General features: G+C 70.9%; 22 protein-coding genes. 9 read left to right on the top strand and 13 right to left on the bottom strand.

The window, feature by feature from the left end; all coding sequences use genetic code 11:
• Positions 1-72: 72 nt before the first annotated feature.
• Together ACSHT8_RS01835 and ACSHT8_RS01830 are read left to right on the top strand one after the other, a co-directional pair.
• Entirely contained in the window at positions 73-3,096 is a 3,024-nt protein-coding gene (locus ACSHT8_RS01835) for a BTAD domain-containing putative transcriptional regulator (RefSeq protein ID WP_436497036.1), read from the top strand.
• Between the two features lie 51 nt (positions 3,097-3,147).
• The gene (locus ACSHT8_RS01830) at positions 3,148-4,023 is read left to right on the top strand and encodes a hypothetical protein (protein WP_436497034.1); all 876 of its coding nucleotides are present in this window, start codon (positions 3,148-3,150) and stop codon (positions 4,021-4,023) included.
• Here ACSHT8_RS01830 and ACSHT8_RS01825 read toward each other — a convergent pair.
• Both ACSHT8_RS01825 and xrtP read right to left on the bottom strand, forming a co-directional pair.
• Positions 4,020-5,318, bottom strand: coding sequence for a glycosyltransferase family 2 protein (locus tag ACSHT8_RS01825; RefSeq protein WP_436501970.1), 1,299 nt, complete (start codon positions 5,316-5,318; stop codon positions 4,020-4,022). The two genes, ACSHT8_RS01830 and ACSHT8_RS01825, sit on opposite strands and share 4 nt — an antisense overlap.
• Positions 5,319-5,362: 44 nt before the next feature.
• Positions 5,363-5,917 (bottom strand): exosortase P, encoded by a 555-nt coding sequence (gene xrtP / locus ACSHT8_RS01820; protein ID WP_436497032.1) that lies wholly within the window; start codon positions 5,915-5,917, stop codon positions 5,363-5,365.
• Between the two features lie 280 nt (positions 5,918-6,197).
• Here xrtP and ACSHT8_RS01815 point away from each other — a divergent pair, with 280 nt between their 5' ends.
• From ACSHT8_RS01815 to wecB, 3 genes are read left to right on the top strand one after another with little or no spacing between them, the layout of a single operon-like run.
• The gene (locus tag ACSHT8_RS01815; RefSeq protein WP_436497030.1) at positions 6,198-6,929 is read left to right on the top strand and encodes a choice-of-anchor P family protein; all 732 of its coding nucleotides are present in this window, start codon (positions 6,198-6,200) and stop codon (positions 6,927-6,929) included.
• A gap of 17 nt (positions 6,930-6,946) precedes the next feature.
• Positions 6,947-7,102: an LPXTG cell wall anchor domain-containing protein gene (locus ACSHT8_RS01810; RefSeq protein WP_436497028.1), complete on the top strand. Its 156-nt coding sequence runs from the start codon at positions 6,947-6,949 to the stop codon at positions 7,100-7,102.
• A 59-nt stretch (positions 7,103-7,161) separates the two neighbouring features.
• Positions 7,162-8,304: a non-hydrolyzing UDP-N-acetylglucosamine 2-epimerase gene (gene wecB, locus ACSHT8_RS01805; RefSeq protein WP_436497026.1), complete on the top strand. Its 1,143-nt coding sequence runs from the start codon at positions 7,162-7,164 to the stop codon at positions 8,302-8,304.
• A gap of 4 nt (positions 8,305-8,308) precedes the next feature.
• Here the strand turns inward: wecB and ACSHT8_RS01800 are convergent, their stop codons facing one another.
• The 6 genes from ACSHT8_RS01800 to ACSHT8_RS01775 all read right to left on the bottom strand — a co-directional run bounded on the left by ACSHT8_RS01800 (position 8,309) and on the right by ACSHT8_RS01775 (position 12,548).
• Positions 8,309-8,731 (bottom strand): M15 family metallopeptidase, encoded by a 423-nt coding sequence (locus tag ACSHT8_RS01800; protein WP_436497025.1) that lies wholly within the window; start codon positions 8,729-8,731, stop codon positions 8,309-8,311.
• Positions 8,668-8,904 (bottom strand): BTAD domain-containing putative transcriptional regulator, encoded by a 237-nt coding sequence (locus ACSHT8_RS01795; RefSeq protein WP_436497023.1) that lies wholly within the window; start codon positions 8,902-8,904, stop codon positions 8,668-8,670. Before ACSHT8_RS01795 ends, ACSHT8_RS01800 begins: the two co-directional genes overlap by 64 nt.
• A complete protein-coding gene (locus ACSHT8_RS01790) occupies positions 8,834-9,082 on the bottom strand; it encodes an AfsR/SARP family transcriptional regulator (protein ID WP_436501969.1) in 249 nt (82 codons plus the stop codon). The genes ACSHT8_RS01795 and ACSHT8_RS01790 overlap by 71 nt, the downstream gene beginning before the upstream one ends.
• A 167-nt stretch (positions 9,083-9,249) precedes the next feature.
• The gene (locus tag ACSHT8_RS01785; protein WP_436497021.1) at positions 9,250-9,483 is read right to left on the bottom strand and encodes a S1 RNA-binding domain-containing protein; all 234 of its coding nucleotides are present in this window, start codon (positions 9,481-9,483) and stop codon (positions 9,250-9,252) included.
• A 142-nt stretch (positions 9,484-9,625) separates the two neighbouring features.
• Positions 9,626-11,272 (bottom strand): AMP-dependent synthetase/ligase, encoded by a 1,647-nt coding sequence (locus tag ACSHT8_RS01780; RefSeq protein ID WP_436497019.1) that lies wholly within the window; start codon positions 11,270-11,272, stop codon positions 9,626-9,628.
• Positions 11,273-11,336: 64 nt separating this feature from the next.
• Complete coding sequence (locus tag ACSHT8_RS01775; RefSeq protein ID WP_436497017.1) at positions 11,337-12,548, bottom strand: lipase family protein; 1,212 nt, start codon at positions 12,546-12,548, stop codon at positions 11,337-11,339.
• 97 nt (positions 12,549-12,645) lie between these two features.
• Between ACSHT8_RS01775 and ACSHT8_RS01770 the strand changes: the two genes are divergently transcribed.
• Complete coding sequence (locus tag ACSHT8_RS01770) at positions 12,646-13,275, top strand: TetR/AcrR family transcriptional regulator (RefSeq protein ID WP_436497015.1); 630 nt, start codon at positions 12,646-12,648, stop codon at positions 13,273-13,275.
• A gap of 22 nt (positions 13,276-13,297) precedes the next feature.
• On the opposite strand, the gene ACSHT8_RS01765 is transcribed toward ACSHT8_RS01770, so the two are convergent.
• Positions 13,298-13,774, bottom strand: a complete 477-nt coding sequence (locus tag ACSHT8_RS01765) for a hypothetical protein (RefSeq protein WP_436497013.1) — start codon at positions 13,772-13,774, stop codon at positions 13,298-13,300.
• A gap of 208 nt (positions 13,775-13,982) precedes the next feature.
• Here ACSHT8_RS01765 and ACSHT8_RS01760 point away from each other — a divergent pair, with 208 nt between their 5' ends.
• Positions 13,983-14,429 (top strand): hypothetical protein, encoded by a 447-nt coding sequence (locus tag ACSHT8_RS01760; RefSeq protein ID WP_436497011.1) that lies wholly within the window; start codon positions 13,983-13,985, stop codon positions 14,427-14,429.
• A 10-nt stretch (positions 14,430-14,439) separates the two neighbouring features.
• Here the strand turns inward: ACSHT8_RS01760 and sigJ are convergent, their stop codons facing one another.
• The gene (gene sigJ / locus ACSHT8_RS01755) at positions 14,440-15,324 is read right to left on the bottom strand and encodes an RNA polymerase sigma factor SigJ (RefSeq protein WP_436497009.1); all 885 of its coding nucleotides are present in this window, start codon (positions 15,322-15,324) and stop codon (positions 14,440-14,442) included.
• Between the two features lie 110 nt (positions 15,325-15,434).
• On the opposite strand from sigJ, the gene ACSHT8_RS01750 reads away from it, so the two are divergent.
• A complete protein-coding gene (locus ACSHT8_RS01750; RefSeq protein WP_436497007.1) occupies positions 15,435-15,809 on the top strand; it encodes a DoxX family protein in 375 nt (124 codons plus the stop codon).
• 355 nt (positions 15,810-16,164) lie between these two features.
• Here ACSHT8_RS01750 and ACSHT8_RS01745 read toward each other — a convergent pair whose 3' ends face one another.
• The 3 genes from ACSHT8_RS01745 to ACSHT8_RS01735 form a co-directional block, all read right to left on the bottom strand.
• On the bottom strand, positions 16,165-17,484 hold the full coding sequence (locus ACSHT8_RS01745) for a lipase family protein (RefSeq protein ID WP_436497005.1): 1,320 nt from the start codon (positions 17,482-17,484) through the stop codon (positions 16,165-16,167).
• Between the two features lie 161 nt (positions 17,485-17,645).
• Positions 17,646-20,846 carry a WD40 repeat domain-containing serine/threonine protein kinase gene (locus tag ACSHT8_RS01740; protein WP_436497003.1) on the bottom strand — a complete coding sequence of 1,067 codons (3,201 nt, stop codon included), beginning with the start codon at positions 20,844-20,846 and terminating at the stop codon, positions 17,646-17,648.
• Between the two features lie 4 nt (positions 20,847-20,850).
• Positions 20,851-22,335, bottom strand: coding sequence for a TY-Chap domain-containing protein (locus tag ACSHT8_RS01735; RefSeq protein ID WP_436497001.1), 1,485 nt, complete (start codon positions 22,333-22,335; stop codon positions 20,851-20,853).
• Positions 22,336-22,481: 146 nt separating this feature from the next.
• On the opposite strand from ACSHT8_RS01735, the gene ACSHT8_RS01730 reads away from it, so the two are divergent.
• Positions 22,482-23,237: a hypothetical protein gene (locus ACSHT8_RS01730; protein WP_436496999.1), complete on the top strand. Its 756-nt coding sequence runs from the start codon at positions 22,482-22,484 to the stop codon at positions 23,235-23,237.
• Position 23,238: the final 1 nt, after the last annotated feature.

The raw sequence follows: 23,238 nt of genomic DNA, 5'->3' as shown, positions 1-23,238 counted from the left end.
AGCCGTACCGGGGTTCCGTTCGTGCCACACTGTCGTGCCCCGACCCCTTCTTGGCATCGAATGGACCGGCCCGTGACCGCACCGAGGACCGCCGTCGAGGTCCGGCTCCTTGGCCCGCTGGAGGTCGTGGCCGGGGACGCCCAGGTGCCGCTGGGCGGGGCGAAACCGCAGGCCCTGCTCGCCACGCTGCTGCTCGACGCGGGGCGGGTGGTGTCGGTCGGCAGGCTCATCGAGGTGATCTGGCCCGTCGAGCCGCCCGCGACCGCGCGCAGCGTCATCCAGACCTACGTCAAGACGCTGCGCCGGGCGCTGTCCGACCACGGGATCGACGACATGATCGTCACCCGGCCACCCGGCTACACCGCCAACCTGCCCGCGGGCGCGCTCGACCTCGACGCCTTCCACGGGCTGCTCGCCGAAGGGCGGCGGGCCGCGACGCCGCGGGCGCGGTCAGAGCTCCTCGACGCCGCGCTGGCGCTGTGGCGCGGGCCTGCCCTGGCCGGGCTGGGCGACTCGACGCTCACCGGGGAGGCGGCCCGGCTCGACGAGCTGCGGCTGACCGCCGTCGAGGAGCGCGTCGCCGCCGACCTCGAACTCGGCCGCCAGGACCGGCTGCTGCCGGAGCTGACCGCGCTGGTCGACCGGTATCCGACGAACGAGCGCTTCCGCGGCCAGCACATGGTGGCGCTCTACCGGCTCGGCAGGCAGTCCGAGGCGCTGGCGTCCTACCGGGCGGGCCGGGACGTGCTGGTCGAGGAACTCGGCGTCGACCCCGGGCCGGAACTCGCCGCGATCCACCAGTCGATCCTGGGTGCGGATCCGAAGCTGCGCGGGCCGCTGGTGGCCGAGTCGTCGATCCTGGTCCCGGCGCAGCTGCCCAGCGCACCGGCCGACTTCACCGGCCGCGCCGCCCAGATCGCCGCCGTCGTCGCGGCGCTGACCCCGAGCCCGGATCATCTCGTCGCGCCGGTCCAGGTGATCACCGGTCGCGGCGGCAGCGGGAAGTCCGCATTGTCGGCCAGGATCGCCCGCGAACTCGCCTGCCACTACCCCGACGGGCATCTGTACGCCGAGCTGCGCGGGATGACCGACGCGCCCGCGGAACCGGGCGAGGTGCTGGGGCGCTTCCTCAAGGCCCTGGGCGTCGGGCAGGGCGAGGTGCCCGAGAGCGCCGATGAGCGGGCCACGCTCTACCGCGGTGTCCTGGCCGACCGGCGGGTCCTGGTGCTGCTCGACGACGCGGGCTCCGGTCAGCAGATCCAGCCGCTGCTGCCCAGCGGGTCGGGCTGCGCCGTGCTCGTCACCGCGCGCAACCGCCTGGTGGGGCTCGCCGGAGCGCTCCCGGTGGACTTGGACGTGCTCGGCGCCGACGAGGCGTTCGCGCTGCTGAGCCGGATCGTGGGCGCCGACCGGGTGCGGGCCGAGGAACAGCGGGCGCGCGAGATCGTCGAGCACTGCGGCCGGATGCCGCTGGCCATCCGGATCGCGGGCGCCCGGCTGGCCACCCGCCAGCGCTGGCCGCTCACCCTGCTCGCCGACCGCCTCGCCGACGAACGCCGCAGGCTCGACGAGCTGTCGATCGCGGACCTGGAGGTGCGCGCGAGCTTCGAGTACACCTACCGGCGGCTCGCCGAGACCGACCGGATGGCCTTGCGCCGCCTCGGGTATCTCGGTGTCCCCGAGTTCTCGCTCTGGATACTCGCCTGGCTGATGGACACCACCGAGGCCGAGGCCGAGCGGCTCGCCGAGCGCCTGGTCGACGCCCATCTCGTGGACTTCGCCCGGGTCGACGACCTCGGCTGCGTCCGCTACCACCTGCACGACCTCGTCCGGATCTACGGCAGGGAACGCGCGGAGACCGACGAACCCGCCGAGGCGCTGTCCGCCGCCGTCGCCCGCGTCCTGGGCGGCTGGCTCACCCTGGCCGACGCGTTCACCGCCGAGTCCCCGCCCAACGAGATCCAGTGGCGCCGCCCGGCGATCGGCGACTACCCGGTCTCGGCGGACACGGTCGCGCTGGTGATGGCCACGCCGTATGAGTGGTTCGAGATCGAACAGCCCGCACTCGTCGTCGGCGTCGAGCGCGCCGCCGCCCTCGGCGTGCACGACCTGGTCCGCCACTTCGCCTCGGCCTCGCTGGGCCCGTCGTTCCTCGGGGTGAACCGCTTCGAGTCCCGCGAGCGCATCAACCGGGCGGCCCTGGCCGCCGTGCGCCGGGCGGGCGACCGCTACGGCGAGGCGGTGATGCGGGCCGAACTCGGCCAGCTGCGCTACCTCCAGGACCGCTTCCTCGACTCGCGCCAACACTTCAGCGCGGCACTGGGCCTGTTCCGCGAACTCGGCGACACCCACGGCCAGGCGGTCGCCCTGTCCGGCCTCGGCGCCGCGTGCCGCGAACCCGGCAGACTGGTCGAGGCACTGCACTTCCTCGACCAGGCGGCCACGCTGTTCGGCGAACTCGGCGAGGTCGCGGGCGTGGCCAACGCCAAGCGCGTCGCCGGTTCGGTGCGACTGGAACGCGGCGACTACGACGCCGGATGGTCCGACCTGGCCGACTCACTGACCGCGTACCGCGGGATCGGCAGCCGCCGCGGCGAGGGCTTGGTGCTGCGCTCCATGGGTTTGTTCCACCGCGCGCGGGGTGAGCTGACGTCGGCGGTGGACGCGTGCGAGCAGGCGGCTGCGATCTTCCACCAGGTCGGCGACAAGCTGATGGAGGCGTACTGCGTCCGCGCCCTGGCCAAGGCACGGCTACGACAGGGCGCGGCCGCCCAGGCACTCGAACCACTGGAGTCGTCCCTGTCGGTATGCCAGGCGATGGGAGACCGCTGGGGCCAGGCAGTCACCCTGCGAACCCTCGGCGAACTGCACCTGGCAGAGAACCGCCTCGACGACGCGGCTTCCTGCCTGAACGCGGCGACGACGCTGTGGTCGACCATGGAGGCCCCGCTGTGGTCGGCCCGCACCGACTGGGATTTGGCCCTGCTCCACGAAGCACGGGGCGACACCGACACGGCCGCCAAACTGCGCACCACAGCCTTGACCGTCTTCCGCGACCACGGCGCGCGCGAGTTCCACGAGCACGGTGACCTGTAACCCGCTGCGGGGCCCTGACGATCAACAGAGGACTTTCGCCGAGGAGGACATGTGTCCCGAGCCATGGTGGTGAGTGTCGGCGGACTGCTGGTGCTCGCGCTGATCGTCGTGACCCTGTGGCTCTGGCTGCGCAAGCGGCAGAAGCAGGAGCTGGCCATCGTCGTCGCGATCGTCGCACTGGTACCCGCGTCGTTCATCCCTGTTCTCGCCAAACCGTTCGAGGACGCGTGGGTGGCGGCACTGGGAACCCAGCAGTCACCGGACGCGGGCGAGCTTGTCGACCTGCCCACATCGGTCGGTGTCGATGAACAGGTGCTCGGCCCGGGCTGGGGACCCATGCGCGAGATGTTCACCGTGGCGAGCCCCGCGCCCTACGTCACCCTGAACTCCATCACCGACAACCCGGAGATCGGCGGCGACGAGCGCCAGTTCCTCGGCGTGCGACGAGCCGATTCCAACTGCACCGGAGAGAACGTGGGATGGGGTACGCACGCCACGGTGCGAGCGGGCGACTATCTGCGATTCCGGGTCTATGTGGAGAACTCCGCCGCGGACAACCTGGACCACAACGGCTCCCACACCGCGCGCGGGCTGCGGGTGCGGATCAAGATGCCCCAGACAGTTGGCGAGCACGCGACGCTGTCCCCTGGTCAAGCGAACGTCACCGCCAGACTGACCGCGGACAACACCAAGCCGACTCAGATCTATTACGTGGTACTTCTGTCGTCGTCCGAGCCTGTTCGGCTCGAACTCGTTCCCGGCAAGAGCGTCATTGAGAACAATCACTTCGCGCCGGGCGGCCTGCCGGTGCCCGACTCGTTTCTCCATGACCCTGGGATGCTCTTGGGATACGACAGTCTCGACGGTTCGCTGCCGCCCGGGTACCGCTACGACCTCTACTTCTCGTTCTGTGTCAGGGCCGTCTAGTGGTCGATAGCGACCAGGCTTGGGCGTTCGGTGTTGCGTCGGGTCTTGGTCCAGCCGTTGTGCCCGCGAATCAACCGGATCAAGGCGCGCCACGACGTGATGTAGAAGGTGTAGATATACAGGGCATACGTGAAACCGTAGCCCAAGCCGCGCAGAAAGCTGGTCCCCGGCTCGCAGCGACCGCGGTAGATCGGCCCCCAGATGACAAACGGCGCCAACCCGAACGACCCATACACCGCGAACAGCACCCAAGCCCCGTCAGCGAACCAACTCCACACCTCAACCGGATTCCCCGCGGCCCGAACGCCCAGTAGGACGAACGGGATCGGATAGATCAAGGTGCCGATGAGCTGCAACCACGGCTGCGCCAAGTAGTACATCATCTCGGCCGCACCAAGCGTGGTCAGGTGTTTCGAGTCCCAGATGCGTCGGACGTAGCGGACGCACTGCATCGTGCCCTGGCCCCACCGCGTGCGCTGGGCCAGGAACCGGCGCAGGCTGTAGAGCGCCTCCTGGTCGACATGGGTGTCGACCGTGAAGCCGGTCTTCCAGCCCTCGGTGAGCAGGTGGACACCCAGTTCGAAATCCTCGAGCAGCGCCCCGCGCCACGGTCCGCGGGTGTCGGCGATGGCGTCCAAAGCGGACAGTCGGGTGAACTGGCCGTTGCCGCCCATGGAGATCGTGCCGGTGCGGCCGCGGGACAGCTGGATGGCGGCGATCGCGGCGCGGAACTCCAAGTCCTGCATGCGGACCATGGCCGCGCCGACCTTGCGCCGGACCGGGCCGACGCCGGTCGGGGACGTGCCGCGGTTGCTCATCCGCACGTCCACCTGGACAGCGCCGATGTGGGGGTCGCCGAAGAGGTGGTCGGCGGCGCAGACCGCGAGGCAGTTGGGGCCGGGGCGGCCGTCCGCGTCGACGACGACCACGACGACGCGGCTGGGGTCGCACTCGCCCAGCCAGTCCTTGAGCGCGCGGTACGCCGAGTTCAGGGCCTCGCCCTTGCCGGTGCGGGCGTGCGGACGGAAGCGCCGGACGAGGTGCAGGTTGTCGTCGCTGAGGCCGGTGACGACGCCAACTGTGTCGTCGTCGGAGTCGTCGTCCACCACCCACACGTGGGCGAGCGGGAAATGGTGGCGCAGGTAGCGGATCGTGTCGCCGATGACGGCTTCCTCGTCGCGGCACGGGACCAGGAAGTGCCAGTCGAAGGCGTCCGGGTCGCCCGGTGGGGACGGCCGGTACCGCAGGTACGGCACCACGATCAGGCACACGTAGGTGATGAACGCGACGCTCATGGTCAGCGCCATTGCCTGCGTCAAACCCAGTAGCAGCGCGAGGTTCACCGCTCCGCCCGCGGCTTGCGCGTCGACAGCCACACGAACAGCACCAGCGCCAACGCGCCGCCGACGACGCTGACCATGGAGCCCAGCAGCGTGTGGCCCCAGTAGTAGCCGCGGTCGGTGCCGAGCCAGTCGATGAGGCCGACAAGGCCGAGCACCCGCAGCTGGTTCACCGCGATGACGGCGGCGCCCGCGCAGGCGAGCCCGATCAGCACGCGCGTGGAGATCCGTGGCCGCAGCGCGATCATCACCGCGCCCACGAGCACCAACGGCAGCAGCAGGAACGCCGACGTGCACTCGGGGCTCATCTGCAGCCCGAACGGTCGGTCGGTGCCGAGGCCGAAGTAGACCGACTGCCGCTCCGTCGCCACGTACACACCCGAGGACGACGTGAGCCGGATCAGCCCGGAGACGAGCACCATCTCGCCCGTGCGGAACGCCCGGTTGGCCACGACCAGCGTGGCCGCCGCCGCGACCAGTGCGGCGACCAGAAACCGTGCTCCGATCGTGGTACGTCGAATGGGCGGCACCGGTAACGATCCCGCGAAAGCCACGCGTTTTCCTCCATTTCGGACAAACATGACGCAGCGAGTTGTTGCCCGCTTGCTAGTAACTCAGGCGGGTGATCCTTCGTCGGTCACGATCGCCCACTTTGCCGCCCCTGCAGGCATTCCGTAAGCGTTGCGCGGAAAATCGACAACATCAATATCTGTCGTGTCTTGCACGAAGACGGCTCGTTAGGCCCAGCTGCAATAGCTCCACCCACCGCTGTGCCAACCATTTGAGTGAAGCGTCACCCGGATAGTGGCTCAGCAACCCCATTGGAGTAGTTGAATGCAGATGAGACTGGCACGCCGCGGTGCCGCGATCGGCGTGGCCGCCGCGGCAGCCCTGCTGTTGGGCGCGACACCCGCATCGGCCGCGCCGGGCGACGGGTCGGCCTACGTCGCCGACGTGGCCGTGACCCTGCTCGGCGCTCCCGCGGTCAAGGTCGGCCCGCTCGCCCCGAGCAAGACGTCGGGCCCGACAAGCGCGCAACTGGCCAGCATCAACGTTCCCGGCATCGTCAGCGCGGGCCTGGTGACCAGCTCGGCCACCAGGGATGACGCGACCGGGGTCGTGCACTCCAAGGCGACCCTCGCCGACGTCGGACTGACCCTTGCCGGGCTGGGCACCATCAAGGCGATCAACGTCGACTGCGACGCCAGCCAGGCGGGCATCGTCGGCTCGACGCAGCTGGTCGACGTGAAACTGCTCGGTGTCAGCGTGCCGGTGAACCCGGCGCCCAACACCGTGATCACGCTCCCGCTGGTGACGATCACCTTCAACGAGCAGATCGACAACGCCGACGGCGGCAAGACCGTCAACGGTGTCCACGTCAAGCTCAACATCCTGCTCGGCGCGGGTGACGTGGTCTTGGGCAGCGCGACGTGCGGTCCGGCCGCGCCGCCGATCCCGCTGGCCTCCGGCGCGGGTCTCTGGATCGGCCTCGGCATCGTGGGCCTCGCCGCGATCCCGGTCGGCATCACGGTGATCCGCAAGCGCCAACGGCCCGCCGCGGTCTGAGTCCGGAGGTCGAAACCGTGTACCGAGCCCCAACCGGAGGCGCGGTCGGTGGCGGCGCGGGTCTCGCCGTCACCGGGGCCGACGTCGGCTGGTGGATCGCGCTGGGGATCGCGCTGCTCATCACCGGCGCCCTGCTGATCCACGCGAACCGGCGCCGGAAGCAGACCCGCTAGCATCCAAGGCGGACTCCGGGCGGCGACGTCCGGAGTCCGTCGCTGCCCGAAAGGCGTTCATGCGCAACGAAGTTCTCCTGCTGGTCGGGACCCGGCCGGAGGCACTGAAGGTCGCCCCGGTCGCGCTCGCCCTGCGCGACCATCCGCTCGTCCGGCCGACTATCGTCCACAGTGGACAGCATCCGGGCATGGTCGAGCAAGCGCTGGCGCCCTTCGGCCTCGCCCCGGACGAGACGCTGTCGGTGCGGCGCGACGGCGGCGGCCAGGCCGAACTCGTCTCCGCCCTGCTGCCCGCGTTCGACGCCGTCCTCGCCCGGCGCGTGCCCGCCGCCGTGCTGGTGCACGGCGACACCGCGACCACGCTCGCGGGCGCCCTGGCAGCGTTCTGGCGCCGGGTGCCGGTGGCGCACCTGGAGGCGGGTCTGCGCACGGCCGACCTGTCGGCGCCGTTCCCGGAGGAGGGCAACCGGCAGATGGTCGCCAGGGTCACCGCGCTGCACCTGGCCCCCACCGGGGCCGCCGCGGCGGCGCTGCGGGCCGAGGCGGTCCCCAGGGAGTCGATCGTCATCACCGGCAACACCGTCGTCGACGCCGTCCAGCACATCGCCGCCGCCGACCTGCCCGCCGTCGACCCGGCCCTGGCCGCCGTGGAACGCGAGATCGCCGCGACCGGCAGCAGGCTCGTCCTCGTCACCGTCCACCGCCGCGAGTCCTGGGGCGCGCCGCTGGCGAACGTCCTGCACGCCGTCCGCGCACTGGCCGACCGCCACCCGGATGTGCGCGTCGTGCTGCCCGCGCACCCGAACCCCGACGTCCGCGCCCAGGTCACCAGCGTCCTCGGCGACCACCCCAGGATCACGGTGACCGAGCCGCTGGACTACCCGGACCTCGTCCGCGCCCTCCGCCGCGCAGCCCTGGTGCTGACCGACTCGGGCGGCATCCAGGAGGAAGCCCCGAGCTTCGGCGTCCCGGTCCTGGTCGCCCGCGACACCACCGAACGCCGGGAGGCCGTGCACGCGGGCTGCGCCTGGCTCGTCGGCACCGACCCGGCCCGAATCCTCGACGGCGCCAACCGAATCCTCACCACCAGCCTCCGCGTGCCCGCCGACCGCAACCCCTTCGGCGACGGCCGAGCAGCCCACCGCGTGCGCGAGGCACTGGACGAACTGCTCGGCGTGCGGCAGCCAGTGCTCGTCCGCTGACGGATCACCACCCGGCCGGGCCGTAGCGGGCCGCCGCGGCGCCGCTGGCGGTGGCCCAGTAGCGATCGCCGTAGGACCAGTGCCACCACTCGGTCGGATAGTTGACCATGCCGACCGCGGGCAGCGCGTCGGCGAGCAGGCGCCGGTTCGCCGACGCCTTCGCGGAGATGTTGGGCGCGGCCGTGTAGCGGGCCAGGTCGCTCTCCTCCGGGCTCGCGTTGACCTTGGTGCCCATGTCCAGTTCCTCCCCCGCGTCGGTGCACAGGGTCAGGTCGACGGCGGCCCGCCACGTGCGGGGCGACGTCGGGCGGGGCGAGCGCGCGGCTGGCCTGGACGTGCACCCACTCCTCTGTCCACTCGCGGTTATCGCGGCGCAGCTTCGACGTACTCGCTGAAGTACCGCACCTGCGAGGCAAGCGGCCTGCACCCGTCCACGATCAGCAGCCGCAGGGCACCGCCGACGCCGCCGAGCGCGGCCCCGCGCCACAGCGCCAGCGCCTCCCGGAACACGGCCACGGCGGCAGCGTGGTCACCGTCCGCGACGGCGCGACGGCCGCGGTCGGCGAGGTCGGTGAAGGTCGCGGTCCACGCGGTCGGCATGCAGGACGTAGCCCGGGGGCCGGGTCTCGATGACCTCGCCCAGCGCGCGGCGCAGCGTCCACACGTAGGTCTGGATCAGGGACCGCGCGGTGTCGGGCGGGTCGTCGGCCCAGATCGCGTCGACGAGGGCCTCGGTCGAGACGACGCGCCCAGGGTCGAGCGCGAGGGCGGCGAGCAGCGCACGCGGCTTGCGCCCACCAACGCCACCTGCTGCCGGCCGCGCCAGACCTCCACCGGACCCAACAGCCGAAACTCCACGCGCGGACTCTACGTGAGCGTGGCTTTGACAGCGGTGCGTAGCCTGGTGGTGCGGGGGCAGCCGTAACCTGCCCCCGCACCCCTTGCTCAGCTGAGCGCCAAGCTGAACCGCTGGCGCACGTCATCGACCGCGACGACTCGCACCCTCATGGTCGAGCCGACCTCGGGCTCGGCGCTCCATTCGGACTTGTGCAGCAGCCCGTGCGCGCCGTCGATCTCGAGGAACGCGCCGAAGGGCACGATGCTGACGACGGTCGCCTCGAACTCGCTGCCCGTGTCGTGGGCGGCGCGGAATCCCGTCCAGGGATCAGTGGAAGACATGTGTTCACCTCCTTTCCACGTCTGTCCGATGTGGACTGGAAAGGGAGGTGCGCGGCGGGCCCCTGGCCCGCCGGAGGTTCACGGCGCGGCCGGGGAACCGTTCTGTGTGCGGCGCAAGGCCGACCCGGCGGTCACGCTGCGATCATAGCGCACCCTCGGCGGGCGGGTAGAGACTTTCGATCACCTCCCGGTGGCGTTCCTGGATCACGGCGCGGCGGAGTTTGAGCGTGGGCGTCAGTTCGCCGTCGGCGACGCTGAAGTCGGCGGGGAGGATGGCGAAGTTCCGCACCTGTTCCGGCGGCGCGTACTTCGCGTTGGCCGCGGCGACCAGCCCGGTGACGATCCGCCGGATCTCCGCGTGGCCATGGGGGTCGTCGACCCCGTTCTCCGCGGCCCAGCGCGCCACCTCGTCGGGGTCCAGGGTGATCAGGGCGACCGGGTGCGGGCGGCGGTCGCCGATCATGACCGCGTTGGCGATCCACGGGGACTGGCGCAGGTCGTTCTCGAAGTTGGCCGGGGTCAGGTTCTTGCCGCCCGCGGTGATGATGATGTCCTTCTTGCGGCCGGTGATGTGGAGGTAGCCGTCGTCGTCGAGGTGGCCGAGGTCTCCGGTGTGGAGCCAGCCGTCGATCAGGGTCTCGGCGGTCGCCGACGGGTTCTTGTGGTAGCCGCTGAAGACGTTGTCGCCCGCGGCGAGGATCTCGCCGTCGGCGGCGATGCGGACGGTCACGCCGGGCAGCGGCTTGCCGACGCTGCCGAACCGGACGTGGCCCGGGGTGTTGGCCGAGATCAGCGCCGTCGACTCGGTCATCCCGTACGCCTCGTAGACCGGGATTCCGCTGCCCGCGAAGAACTCCAGGATCTCCGGGGCGATCGGGGCGGCACCGGTCAGCGCCTCGCGGACCCGGCCGCCCAGGGCGGCGCGGACCAGGTCCTGAGCCTGCTCTGTGGTGGTGGCGGCGCGCTCGACCTGGGTGCGCACCATGCCGTACGCCTTCTCGAACAGCCTGGGCACCGACGGCAGGTGGGTGGGCTGGACCTCCATCAACTCGGCGACCACGGCGCGGATGTCGCCGCCGAAGTAGACCAGGGTCGCGCCGCATTCGAGGCTGGTCAGCTGGACCATCCTGGCGAAGAGGTGCGCGAGCGGCAGATAGAGGTAGATCGTGTCGCCCTCGGCCAGGGTGGTCCGCTGCTGGATCGCGTCGAGCGACGCGCGCCAGTTCCGGTGCGACAGCAGGCAACCCTTGGGCGGGCCGGTGGTGCCCGAGGTGTAGACGATGGTGTTCGGCTCGTCCGGGTCCACTTCGACCGGTGTCGCCTCGCCTCGGATGTCCGCGACGGCCTGTACCCCATCAACGGGGTCGATCGAAAGGATCGCGCGCAAGTCCGGCAGGTCGGCGCGCACGCCGCGGACGCGGTCGACATGCTCGGCCTGTTCGCAGATCACCGCCACGGCACCGGAATCGCCGATCACCCAGGCGCACTCCTCGGCCGAGTTCGTCGGGTAGACCGGGACGCAAACCGCACCCAGTTCGGCGATCGCGAGGTCGCACACCGTCCATTCCGGACGAGTCTCGGCGAGGATCGCCACCCGGTCGCCCTCGCGGACGCCCGCCGCGGCCAAGCCGCCCGCCACCGCGCGCACCCGCGCGGCGAGTTCGGCGTAGGTGATGTCCTGCCAGGTGTCGCCTGAGCGGAAGCGCAGGGCGGGAAGGGGGCCGTAGGTCTCGCCCGCCCACGCGGCCAGGTCGCCGATGGTGGCGGGGCGGGTCTTGGTGTCCGGCATCGGTCACTCCTCACAAGGGTGGCCGTGGTCGCCCCCTGTGCGACCACGGCCACCGGTCAGTGGGCTAGCAGGATGGGCGGGTGGACTTCCCGGCGAAGCGGTCGCCGAGCCAGTTCAGCGCGTTGGTGCCCCACACGGACACCGCGACGATGTGGCCCGCGAGCGGGATCGGGGTCCACTGCAGATCGGCGCCGACGCCGCAGTAGCGGTCCCGCAGCTTCTTGGCGCCCGAGTACGGGATCAGCTCGTCGAGCGTGCCGTGGTAGAGGTAGACCGGGGCGGCGGGCTTGACCGTGCCGAGCTTGTTCTGCGCCAGCCGGGCCTGCCAGGCCGGGTGGTTGATCAGGTCCGGCGTGGTGGTCAGGTCGTTGAGCCGGGTGAACGGCGCGAGCAGGGCGATCTCGGCGACGCAAGCCTCACGCACCTTCGTCGTCACGTCCTTGCCACGCTGGTTGAGGAACGCGGCGAAGGGCAGTTCCGGGTAGGCGGTCGAGTAGCCGACCGCCGCGGCCACCACGAGGCCCGCGCCGATGCCGCCGTTGTTGAACGCGGCGACCTCGTTCATGTCCGACGGCACCCCGCCCTCGGCGATGCCCACCAGGTTGAGCTCCGGGGCGTAGGTCGCCTGCAGCTCCCCCGCCCACGCGGCGGCCTGCCCGCCCTGCGAGTAGCCGAACGCGCCGATCGGGGCGTTCGGGTCGAGCTGCGCCTCCGGCAGCCGGGTCGCGGCCCGGGCGGTGTCGAGCAGCGCGCGCCCCTCGGACTGGCCGACGGCGTAGGTGTGCGTGCCGGGGGTGCCGAGTCCTTCGTAGTCGGTGACCGCGACGGCCCAGCCCTTCAGCAGCGCCTGGGCGAGGAAGGCGATCTCCACCTCGGTCCCGGACCGCAGGTGGTAGGACGGCGCGCACTCGTCGCCGAGCCCCTGGGTGCCCATGGCGTAGGCGATGAGCGGACGCGGCCCGGCGCCGGTCCACGCGGTCGGCGGCACGAGCACGGTCGCCGACACGGCGTTGCGCGCGCCGGTGGCCGAGGTCGACAGGTGCAGGACCTGGTAGGCCCGCACCGGCGCCGGGAGGACCCGGAACGGCTCGGGATGCCAGTCGACCTTCCTGCTGCGGATGACGTCGCCGGGCGCGCCCGCGGGCAGCGGGTTCGGCGGCGCGTAGAAGGGATCCTGCTGCGGCACGGGCGGCTGCTCGTCGGCGTGCACCACGGGGGTGACACCACCGGCCAGCAACGCCAGCGCGGCCAGGACTAGTACGGCTCGGCGGACCATGGTGCCTCCGATAAAGTGGTAACCGTTATTTTCGGAACGGTAAAACCGGTGTCATAATCTGACAAGACCGATTACCACTTTGTTTCAGGAGCCGGCCATGGTCGTCACGAAACGCGCGTACGCGGGCGTCGCCGCCGACGACCGCCGCGCCCAGCGCCGGGAACGCCTGCTGCTCGCCGCCCTGGAACTGTTCACCGCCCGCGGCTACCAGCAGACGAAGATCGTTGACCTGTGCACGCTGGCCGGGGTGTCCACGCGCAACTTCTACGAGGAGTTCCAGGCCAAGGAACAACTCCTCCTGACCCTCCACGGCCACATCAACGCCCAGGCGATGCGCCACGTCACCGCCAAACTCACCACGATCGCCGACGCCGACGCCGAGACCCGCGTCGCCACCCTGGTCGACACCTTCATCACCAGCGTGACCGCCGACCCCCGACTCCCCCGCCTGAACTACGTGGAAGCCGTCGGCGTCAGCGCCGACCTGGAACGCCAACACCAGCACTGGGTCCGCAAGTGGGCCGACTTCATCGAATCCGAAGCCCGCCACGCCGCCGACAAGGGCGAAGCCCCCGACCGCGACTACCGCCTGACCGCCTTCGCGATGGTCGGCGCGATCACCGGCCTGCTGCGGGAGTGGCAGGCCCACGACCCACCACTGGCCGCGGCCGAGATCGCCACCGAGATCCGCGCCCTGATGCTCTCCGCCATCACCCGCCCAGCGTGATCAACGCGATGAATGTGGCGGGTCAGCCGCAGTGCAATTTGTAAAGGATCTTGTCGACCTGAATGCCTGCGGTGCCCGTGACATCGACGCAGCGGTTGCTCATGTCCACACCGGCCGGGGTGTAAACCGGTCCCGCGTAGTAGGCGTAGTTTCCACGATCGCACCCGACGCTCGGGCACGCGGGCCACGCCCAACCCGAGGGACGGATGCGCGCCATGGTGTCCCGTCGCTCGCCGTAGGCATCCCCGACGTGACGGGAGATCAGGCAGTTCCGCTTGTAGGTGGAGGAGTAGTAGACCTCCATGTGCAGGTCGATCCTGTCGGTGTGCTGATTGCCCACCTTGTGCAGCCCGACCAGCGCGTACGACGAGCCGCACTCGCCGCCGAGCACACCGACACCGCCGGACGGCGACGCTGACGTGGCCGCGGCGGTCGACACGCCACCGAAGGCGAGCGCCAGCGCGGCGGCGGCGACAGAACAGGTACGAAGAATCCGCATGTGGTCCCCCAGTTCACGAACTACCGGAAACCGGACGGTACCCACAGGTCAGCGCCGCGCCTGCGCGGAATGGGCACGCTCTCACTCGAATGACGCAACCGCCGTCGATGCCGCGACTAGGGGGTTGACAGCAGCGATCCCGCTTTTAGGCTTGCGCTGCTTCGCAGGCGCACACCGTGGGCCTGCACTAGGGGGAGGAAGTCCTGCCGTGAAACTGAAGGCCGCGTTCACCTCGTTCATGACCGCCGCGGCATTGGCCTTGGGCCTGGTCGTCGCGGTCGCACCGTCGGCGGCCGCCGACGACGTGTCGTGCTCGGGCAACCTGCAGATCCTGAAGACGTTCCGCACGTCCGACGGAACGGCCCTCGGCGAGGTGCAGCTTTACACGCCCAGCGCGGGCCGCCACTGCGCGAAGCTGGTGAAGCTCGGGCCCACACGCGGGGTGTCGAGCGAGATCGGCATCCAGTTGCGCAAGTGCACCCAGACCACGAACACGGGGACCTGCACCGTCGTGCCGAACGTCGGCGGGATCGACAACGGGTCGTACCGCTATGAGGCCGGACCGGTCGGCGTGATCGACGGGGCGAACTGCTTCCGGGTCACCGCGGACATGTTCTGGAACGGGTTGAAGGTCTTCAACAAGATCTACTGCTGACAGACCGGCCTCAGTCGGTCATCCAGAGCTGGAGTTTCTCGGGGTTGCGCACGCCCCAGATGTGCTTGATCCGGTCGCCGACGACGTCGAACGCCATCACCACCGCGGTGACGCCGCCCTGCTGGGCGACCAGCCCCGGCTGGCCGTTGACCGTGCGCAACAACACCACCAGGTCGGGCACCCGCTCGGCGAGGTGGAGGACGTACCGCGCGATCCGCTCGGCGCCCTCGATGGGCTGCAGGGCGGCCTCGACCAGGCCGCCGCCGTCGCCGATGACGACGGCGTCCGGGTCGAGGAGGCCGATGAGGGCGCCGATGTCCTTGGCCTCCCACGCCAGCTTGAAGTCGCGGACGACGTCGGCGCTCTGCGCCGCGGGGGTCGCGGTGACCTGCGCCTGGACGCGGCGGCGCGCCGACGAGGCCAGCTTCCGGCACGCGGCGGGGGTGCGGGCGACGATCTCGGCGACTTCGGCGAAGGAGTACTTGAACACGTCGTGCAGGATGAACGCGACGCGTTCGGCCGGGGTCATGGCGTCGAGCACGACGAGGAAGGCCATGTTGACCGACTCGTCGAGGGTGACCCGGTCGGCCGGGTCGGCGGTGACCCATTCTGTGTGGTCGGGCAGCGGCTCCGGGATCCACTCGCCGACGTAGCGCTCACGCCGGACGCGCGCCGAGCGGAGTTGGTCGAGACAGACGCGGCTGGCGACCGTGGTCAGCCAGGCGCCCGGCGACTCGATGGCCTCCTGCTGCGGCCGGGACAGCGCGTACCAGCGCGTATACGTCTCCTGGACCACGTCCTCGGCTTCGGACAGCGAGCCGAGCAGCCGGTAGGCGAGGTTGATCAGCTGCCGCCGCTCGCGCATGACCGCGCCCAGGTCCGGATCGGTGCCCATGTGTCTCCTTCGGTCTGTCCCCATACGACGAGACAGGCCGCCGGGATGTGACCTCACATTCGGGCGGGCCGTGTCGTCGTATCGGTGACACCGACACTAGGAGAGCTCTGATGAACGTCGCGTTGTGGATCGTGGCCGGACTGCTGGCCGTGTCCGGCCTGGCGGGCGGCGCGATGCTGCTGTTCGTGCCGAAGAAGAAGCTGGCCGCCTCCGGCTTCGGCTGGGTCGACGACTTCAGCGCGGGCACCGTGCAGACCATCGGCACCCTGAAGGTGATGGCCGGGATCGGCTTGACCCTGCCCGCCCTGCTCGACATCGCGCCGGTGTTCGTTCCGTTGGCCGCCACCGGCTGGGCGGCGCTGATGGTCGGCGCGGGGATCACGCACCTGCGCAGGAACGAGGCGAACTTCATCGTGGTGAACGTGATCCAGTTCGCCATGGCCGCGTTCGTGGTGTGGGGCCGGTTCGGCCCGCACGCCTTCTGAACTGTCTACAAAGGATTGACGCGCCACCGCCATCCCGTGGCGATGGCGCGCCGCTCGCGGTCACCGTCCTTCGCTGGGTCCCTGCTCGGTGGACCCGGCACGGTCCCCGGCGGCATGACGGGCTGGGCCTGTTTTCGGTACGAGGAAAAGGTTGAACGCGCGGTTCGCGCGGGTCCTGCGGTGGCGTCCTACGTAGTTGGCCTTCGGGTTGTCGCTCATCGCGCCTCCCAATCGCAGACTTGCCAGCGGACAGCGAACCTAAATCGGCGGCACGCGCGAGCGCAGCACCTGTCACCCGATCGGCCTAACGCGCGCGACCCCGGCACAAAGGTGTGCCGGGGTCGCGTTTCGCCGGTCAGACGGTCGGCTTCTCCGGTGCCAGGGAGTTGCCCGCCGGGATCCGGCCGCAGTCCGAAGGCGGCGTCCTGCCCGCGAAGCGGTCGTTCAGCCAGGCGAACGCGGCGGGTGCCCACACCACGGTCGCGCCGAAGTGGCTGAACAGGTCGTACTGGGAGTACTTGATCGAGGCGTTGCCGGTGGCGCAGTACTGCCGGGCAAGCGTCCGCACGTCCCCGGCGACCATGACCCCGTCGCCGGTGCCGATGCCCCGCAGGTTGCTGAACGTGCCCTCGATGAACCCCGCGTTGCCCTGCGCGATGAAGCCGGGGATCGTCGGCGTCGGCGCCGACCCGAGGTTGATCTTGTTGACCACCGCGAGGAACTCCGGGATCGAGTTCGGGTCGGCGTACTGCGGCTTCACCAGCTTCTGCCACGTCAGCCCCGGGTACTGACCCAGCACGTTGACGATCGACGCGTTGTCCAGCTTCGCCAGCAGCTCCAGGCCGTAGGCACTCGCGTAGGGCTTCAGGTCGATGCCGTAGCCCCGCGAAGCGCCGATGAGGGCCATCGCGATGACGCCGGACCACACGACGCTGCCGCTGACGTACCTGAGGTTGTGCGCCGGGGCGACCAGCAGCCCGCCCTCGGTGAAGCCGACCAGGTTCTTGTTGACGTCGGGCGCGTAGCTCGGCGCGAGCGTGGCCGCCCAACTCGTGGCGATGGCGCCGCCGGAGTAGCCGTAGAGGCCGAACTTCGTCGCGGAGTCCAGGCCGGTGAGCGGGGAGCGGGTCGCCGCCCGGATCGAGTCGAGGGTGTTGGTGCCGTACTCCGGCCCCGCGGCGAAGTTCGCCGTCTGCCCCTCGGTGTCCGGGATGACCAGGCTGTAACCCTGGAGCAGGGCGGGCGCCAGGAACAGCGCCTCCACGTTCGGGATGGCACCGCCCAGGCTGACGCCGCCCGCGATCGCGCGGGACGGGCCGTCCTCGGGGTTCAGGGAGTCATAGAACGACTGGTACGACAGCGCCCGCTTGCGGTCGCCGGTGATGCTGCGCACCACGGTGGTGACGTTGGCCGACGGGCGGCCCTGCGCGTCGGTCGTGCGGTAGAGCAACTGGATCGCCTGGAGCGGCGTGGCGATCCCGAAGACGTGGTAGGGCAGCGTCCGGCTCTTCAGGACGGTCCCGGGCTCGAACGACGACAGCGGCTCGCCGCCGGTGTAGCGGTAGAACGGGTCCACCGCTGTCCGCGCCGCCGGGGCGGCGGCCGCGGCGGGTACGGCGGTGAGGGCCAGCGTGGCGCCGACCAGTGCGGCCAGCAGGCGATTGATCCTTGACATGGCTCCCCTGGGAGTCGTGAAGTGGGTCACACGGTGGAGTTCTCGATCAAGTTACCAACCAGTAACACCACTGTCTTTGTCACCAGGGACAGCCCTCGTTGGACCGTGTCATCTACAACGGCGCGTCAGCGAACACGCGCCACACCCCACGCCTGGGGAGGTCACCCCAGTTCCCAGTCCAGCTCCCACAGCCGAGCCACCCCATCCCCACCGCCGGACAGCACGTACCGGCCGTCCGCGCTCACCGACACGGCCGACAGACCCGCGCGGTGCCCCTCCAACACCCTCAGACAGCGCCCGGTCGCGGTGTCCCACACCCGGACCGTGGTGTCCGTCCCACCCGTCACCGCGAACCGGCCGTCCACGGTGAGGCGGGCCGGTGTCCGCCGGACCTTGGGCACCGAACTGAGTCCGCGCGGGTTGTCCGGCTCGTCGTCGAACACCCGCACACACTGGCCGCTCGCCACGTCCCAGAGGCGGATCGTCCGGTCCTCATACCCGCCCGTCGACAGCGCGAACCGCCCGTCCGCGCTCAGGTCCACCGACATCACCCAGTGCGTGTGACCAGCCAGCACACCCAGGCACGACCCCGTCCGCAGATCCCACAACCGCACCGTCTGATCCGCCCCCGCCGACGCGGCGAGGCTGCCGCTCAGCGAGACCGAGGTGACCTTGCCGTTGTGGCCGAGCAGCGTCGCCAGGTTCGCCCCGCGGTCGAGATCCCACAGCCGGACCGCCGAGTCGCCGCCCGCGACAAGCGCCTGCCGCCCATCTTGGCTGAACGCCGCGGCCGTCGCGCCCAGCTTGCCGTCGAGGATGCTCAGCGGCTCGCCCGTCACCCCCGACCACGCGATGACCGTGCCCTCGCGGCTGACCGACAGCACCCGGGTCCCGTCGACACTCACCCCGACGGCGTCGACCGCCGCGGGCTGCGCGGGCAGCGTCCGCAGACACTCCCCCGTCTCGACGTCCCAGACCCGCGGCAACTTGTCGAGCCCGCCCGTCACCGCGATCTTGTTGTCCGCACTCAACTCCACGGCGAACAGGTGCCCCACATCGGCGAACGTCCGCGCCTGCCACGCCGACCGCAGACCCACCCGAGTGACGGTCCGCCCCAGCGCCCGCCAGGCGTCCAGCACCCTCGGCTCCCGCTCGAACCCGGGCACCCGCCGCGCCTGGTTCAGCAGCGCCAACGCCTCCCGATCACTGCCCGCCTCGGCCGCCTTCGCCAGCAGCCCTCGCACCAGGTCGTCCTGTTTGGACAGCTCGGCGTGCTCGCGCGGCTTGCTCAACCGGGCGGGCGCGGTGCGCGGCGGAGGCAGCGGCGCCCACCGCACCGCGTTGTCCTGGTGCGCCGACACCACGAAACCCGCGTCGAACACAACGTCCTTCGGCCTGCCCGCCCCGCGGAACGTGCGCAGACACCGACCCGTGTCGGCCTCCCACAGCCGAACGGTGTCGTCGACCGCGCAGGACGCCACGTACCGGCCGTCCGCGCTCATCGTCACCGAGTCGACCATCGTCGGCTGGCTGAGCATCGTGCTCAGACACCGGCCGGTCGTCAGGTCCCAGACCTTGATCTCCGCCCAGTACGTCGCCAGCACCGCGATCCCGTCGCCCAGCCACACCGCGGAGACCCGACGGGGATAGTCCTCCAGCACGCGCACGCACGCGCCGGTCGCGACCTCCCACAGCCGGGCCGTCGCGTCGTCGCGGCCGGTGGTCAGCACGAACCGGCCGTCCGGACTCACCGCGACGTTGACGGTGCTGTCGTGCCCGTCGAACCGCTGAAGCACCTCGCCGGTGTGGGTGTCCCACACCAGCACCGTGCCCTCATAACTGCCGATGACAGCGATCCGACCGTCCGGGCTCAGCCGCAGCGACTCGACCCACAGCGCCCGGTTCCAGCCCTTCGACGCCGCCACCTTCCGCAGGACGCGTCGGGCACCCAGGTCCCAGAACGACACCGACGTCGCGTCGGCGGTCACCGCGAACCGCGCGTCCGCGCTGAGGTCGAACCTGGACACGTGACTGTCCATCTCGGCCACGAGATGTCCACTGTAGACATCCCAGAGCCGCAGCTTGCCGTCACAGCCGGAAAGCGCCCACCGCGCGTCCGGGGTGAACCGGAGGTGGAGCAGCGGCGGCATCGTGTTCGGCCGCTCCTTGTAGACGTACCAAGGGATCGGGCGCGACCCTTGCGCCGAGTCACCGCGCTCCCGCTCGACCTCGGCCGGATCGCCGGACACCGCCTCGATCTCGGCGAGCAGGTCCTCGTCGGTGATCTCGCCGCCGCGCCACCGCAGCAACCCCGCGTTGTAGGTGGCCTCGGGGTGCCGCGGATCGGCCGCCTTGGCCTCGGCGAAGGCGGCCGCGGCCTCGGCGGGACGGCCCAGGTCGAGCAGCGACAGACCGCGGTTGTTGAGCTCGTCGGCGCGCAGCTCGGCGGCCACCGGCACCGCGATCGGATACGGCACCCCCGCCACACTCTCGTACACCCGCGCGAGACCGTCAGCCACCTCGGCCATCGACGCCGGACGCTCGGCGGGATCGTGCCGCAGGCACCGTTCGAGCAGGTCGGCCAGGTCGGGTGGCAGCGCGGGCAGGCCGGGTTCGGCGTCGACGCGGCGCGCGGCCAGCACCTCGCCCGCGACCTCGCCGGTGAACCAGGTGATCCCGCCGGTGAACATCTCCAGCACAGACACCGCGAAGCTGTAGATGTCGGTGCGCCTGCCCAGCGGCTTGCCCGCCGCCTGCTCCGGCGACGCGTACGCGCGGGTCAGCCCGCCGTTGGGCACCAGGACGCTCACGCCAGGCACGTCGGCCAGGGTCGGCGTGCTCGCCGCGGCCCGCGCGTGGGCCAAGCCGAAGTCGGTCACCTTCGCGGTCACCGCTGAGCCGGACACCGCGAGCAGCACATTGGCGGGCTTGACGTCCTGGTGGACCAGCCCGCGGCTGTGCGCGTGCTCCAGCCCCCACGCCGCCTGGATCGCCAGGCTCACGATCAGCGGAAGCCCACCCTCGTAGAGGCGGCGGTCGTCGATCCATTCCCGCAGGCTGCCCCCGGTGACGTACTCGGCGAACACCCGCGGGACGCCGCCGAGCGTGCGCACGTAGTGGCAGCCGCACACGTTCGGGTGCAGCCCGAGCGACACCCACGCCTCGGCCTCGGCGACGAACCGCTCGCGGTCGTCGTCGGTGCGGAACAGCTCCGGGCGAGGGCACTTCACCGCAAGGTCCGTGCCCCACTCCAGGTGCCGGACCCGGTAGACCAGCCCCATGCCGCCGTGCTCGTGCACCCGGGTCACCTCGTACCGGCCGTCGACGACATCGCCGACCCGCCACACCTCGGCGCCCACCACCGGTTCAGCGCTCCGCGCGCGGGAGGCCGAGTTCGGCGACGAGGTAGCCGAGATCGTCGGACGAACCGTTGCGGAACGCGGTGAACTCCAGGCCCTGCGGGCTCGACAGCCCGAACGCCTCCCGGAACGTGGCGACCGTCCGCTCCGGCACACCGCGCGTGTCGTGGTCGACGGCGACCTCGGGGCCGGTCCAGTTCGCCTCGGTCGCCGTCCAGCCCAGCGCGGTGAGCTTGCGCGCGAACTCCGGCCCGAGCCCGGCGACGTCCATCGCCGATGCCTCCGACACCAGCCGGTGCCGCTTCATGTACTGCACATAGCACCACTCGTCCGGCGAGGGCCGGGGCGAGCTGATGATCAGGACCGCGTTGTACGGCAGGGTCTGGAGCACCCAGTCGAGGCGGGCCGTGAAGTCGGCCCAGTCCGTGGCCACCTGGGGCGCGCCCGACTCGGTCGGCTGGTCGGTGGCCAGCCCATAGGTGCCGCCCGGTTCGTTGTCGTCCCACACGCGCACGCGCAGTCGCTCCGGGGAGACCGACAGGCCCTCACGCAGTACGGCGACCACGGTCTGGGCGACCCGGTCGCGGTAGTCGGCGGGCGCGGTGTTGCGCCACCCCGAGACCCACTCGTCGCGGCCCTTCCGCCAGAGCTGGTCGGGCTGGGCGCGCACGACGTGGTTGAGCCGCTCGGCCGCCACCGGGTCGACCGGCACCCGCACGGTGATCTCGACGTCGTTGGCCTGGCGGGAGAACAGCACACCCCGCCGCAGCGCCGGGTCGGTGAGCTTGACCCACTCGCCGTCCGGGCTGTCCTCCTCCAGGTCGTACAGGAACTTGGGGATCGTCCGCTGGATCTTCGCCCACGCCGGGTCCAGCGGCGTGCTCGGCGCGGGCGCCGCACCCTTCGGCAGATAGTCGGGCAGCGCCGCGAACCCGGGGTCGACCCGCGCTTTCGCCACCATCTCACGCACCCACGCGCGGGCACGCGACAGCGGGTGCTCGGGGAACTGGGCGTCCCAGGCGGGGTCGTCGCCGCGGTGGTACGGCACGGCGCTCCGCAGCTCGGGGTCGTACGGGTGCGGCAGCACCCAGTTGTCCGGCACGCCGAGCCGCTGCATGATCAGCGCCTCGCGCATCCCGGTGATGCCCTGCTCGGCGGCGATGTAGCCGAACATGACGAACCCGGTCGCCTTGGCGAGGAAGATGTTCGCCACGAACACCTGCCCGCGTGGCGCGTTGGGCAGCGGCACCTTCGCCACCTGGCACACCCCGCGCACCCCGCCGATCACCACGGGCTCGGCCTCGATCAGGCACCCGCCCGAGGCGTACCCGTGGGCGAGGTTGCGGCGCATGGCGGGGATGTCCTCCAGCCAGGCCGGTTCGGTCAGCGGGGAGTCGACCACCTTGAGGCTGATCCGGTCCCCGGTCGTCGGGCTGCGCCAGGTCGTGTCGTCCTCGCGCTGGAACCCGGTTGAATCGAATGTGACGACCACGCCTCAGTCCTTCTACACCGGATCGGACAACTATCAGTGAACGTACATGTTCACGGGATCTTGGTCAGGCGGCTGACGAACGGCAGGTTCCGGCCAGGTGGATCTACGCATGCGGCCGACATCAAGGGATCAATAGTGTGGGCGGCATGCGCCTCATGGTGATGATCTCGTGCTTTGCCGCGTTCGCGACGGCCTGCGGCGTCACGGCGGCGGGCGACGCCGAGACCGACCGGCAATCCGAGACGCTGGCCGACGCGATCAGCTACCCGCGGCAGCCGGACGCCGCCGGACTGGCCCGCGCCGCCCTCGCCACCCCGCTCGGCAAGGGCGGGACCTTCAGCGTGCTGGAGGCGCGGGACCTGGACCACAAGGGGCCCGAAGACCCCATGGCGCTGCTGGTGTGGCGCATCCACCGCGACAAGCTCGACGCGAAGGGGAACGACAAGGGATTCGACGCCTGCTACACCGTCGAGTTCGACTTCTACGGGCCGTCGTCCGGCCCGTCACGAATCGACTGCCCGGACAACGCGGAAGCGATCACGCCCGCGCCCGAGCCGCGGCGGGACATCCCACCGGAGTACGCGCCCGCGCTGGAGGCCGTCCTCGGGAAGCTGCCCGCGACCGTGGGCGAGGCCGACGTCCGGGCGGCGCTGGAGTCCGGCCTGCCCGCCCCGAAGGTCGACCCGGCGACCGGGCTCGCCGCGCTCCCGCCGCAGGTGTTCGTCCACGTCAAGGGGTCGGACGTGGGCGTCGCGCTGTTCGCGCAGACCGGCGTGGAGTCCAAGGACTGCGTGATGGGACACCGACTCGGCGGCGTGGTCAAGGTGTGGACGCTGAACTGGCGCGACCTGAGTCTGATGGAGAAGTCATGCGGCGCGCAGGACGCGCTGACAGCGGGGTAAG

The sequence above is a fragment of the Actinokineospora sp. HUAS TT18 genome (assembly GCF_051364635.1).
GTDB lineage: Bacteria > Actinomycetota > Actinomycetes > Mycobacteriales > Pseudonocardiaceae > Actinokineospora.
Note: the sequence above shows the minus strand (reverse complement) of the source record. Positions and strands in the feature narration are given on the sequence as shown.

What these genes read in the sequence shown, in the direction of transcription:
- ACSHT8_RS01825 (WP_436501970.1), bottom strand. Translation starts at nt 5,318, where the DNA reads ATGAGCGTCGCGTTCATCACCTACGTGTGCCTGATCGTGGTGCCGTAC.
- ACSHT8_RS01815 (WP_436497030.1), top strand. Translation starts at nt 6,198, where the DNA reads ATGCAGATGAGACTGGCACGCCGCGGTGCCGCGATCGGCGTGGCCGCC.
- wecB (WP_436497026.1), top strand. Translation starts at nt 7,162, where the DNA reads ATGCGCAACGAAGTTCTCCTGCTGGTCGGGACCCGGCCGGAGGCACTG.
- ACSHT8_RS01795 (WP_436497023.1), bottom strand. Translation starts at nt 8,904, where the DNA reads ATGCCGACCGCGTGGACCGCGACCTTCACCGACCTCGCCGACCGCGGC.
- ACSHT8_RS01785 (WP_436497021.1), bottom strand. Translation starts at nt 9,483, where the DNA reads ATGTCTTCCACTGATCCCTGGACGGGATTCCGCGCCGCCCACGACACG.
- ACSHT8_RS01780 (WP_436497019.1), bottom strand. Translation starts at nt 11,272, where the DNA reads ATGCCGGACACCAAGACCCGCCCCGCCACCATCGGCGACCTGGCCGCG.
- ACSHT8_RS01775 (WP_436497017.1), bottom strand. Translation starts at nt 12,548, where the DNA reads ATGGTCCGCCGAGCCGTACTAGTCCTGGCCGCGCTGGCGTTGCTGGCC.
- ACSHT8_RS01770 (WP_436497015.1), top strand. Translation starts at nt 12,646, where the DNA reads ATGGTCGTCACGAAACGCGCGTACGCGGGCGTCGCCGCCGACGACCGC.
- ACSHT8_RS01765 (WP_436497013.1), bottom strand. Translation starts at nt 13,774, where the DNA reads ATGCGGATTCTTCGTACCTGTTCTGTCGCCGCCGCCGCGCTGGCGCTC.
- sigJ (WP_436497009.1), bottom strand. Translation starts at nt 15,324, where the DNA reads ATGGGCACCGATCCGGACCTGGGCGCGGTCATGCGCGAGCGGCGGCAG.
- ACSHT8_RS01750 (WP_436497007.1), top strand. Translation starts at nt 15,435, where the DNA reads ATGAACGTCGCGTTGTGGATCGTGGCCGGACTGCTGGCCGTGTCCGGC.
- ACSHT8_RS01745 (WP_436497005.1), bottom strand. Translation starts at nt 17,484, where the DNA reads ATGTCAAGGATCAATCGCCTGCTGGCCGCACTGGTCGGCGCCACGCTG.
- ACSHT8_RS01730 (WP_436496999.1), top strand. Translation starts at nt 22,482, where the DNA reads ATGCGCCTCATGGTGATGATCTCGTGCTTTGCCGCGTTCGCGACGGCC.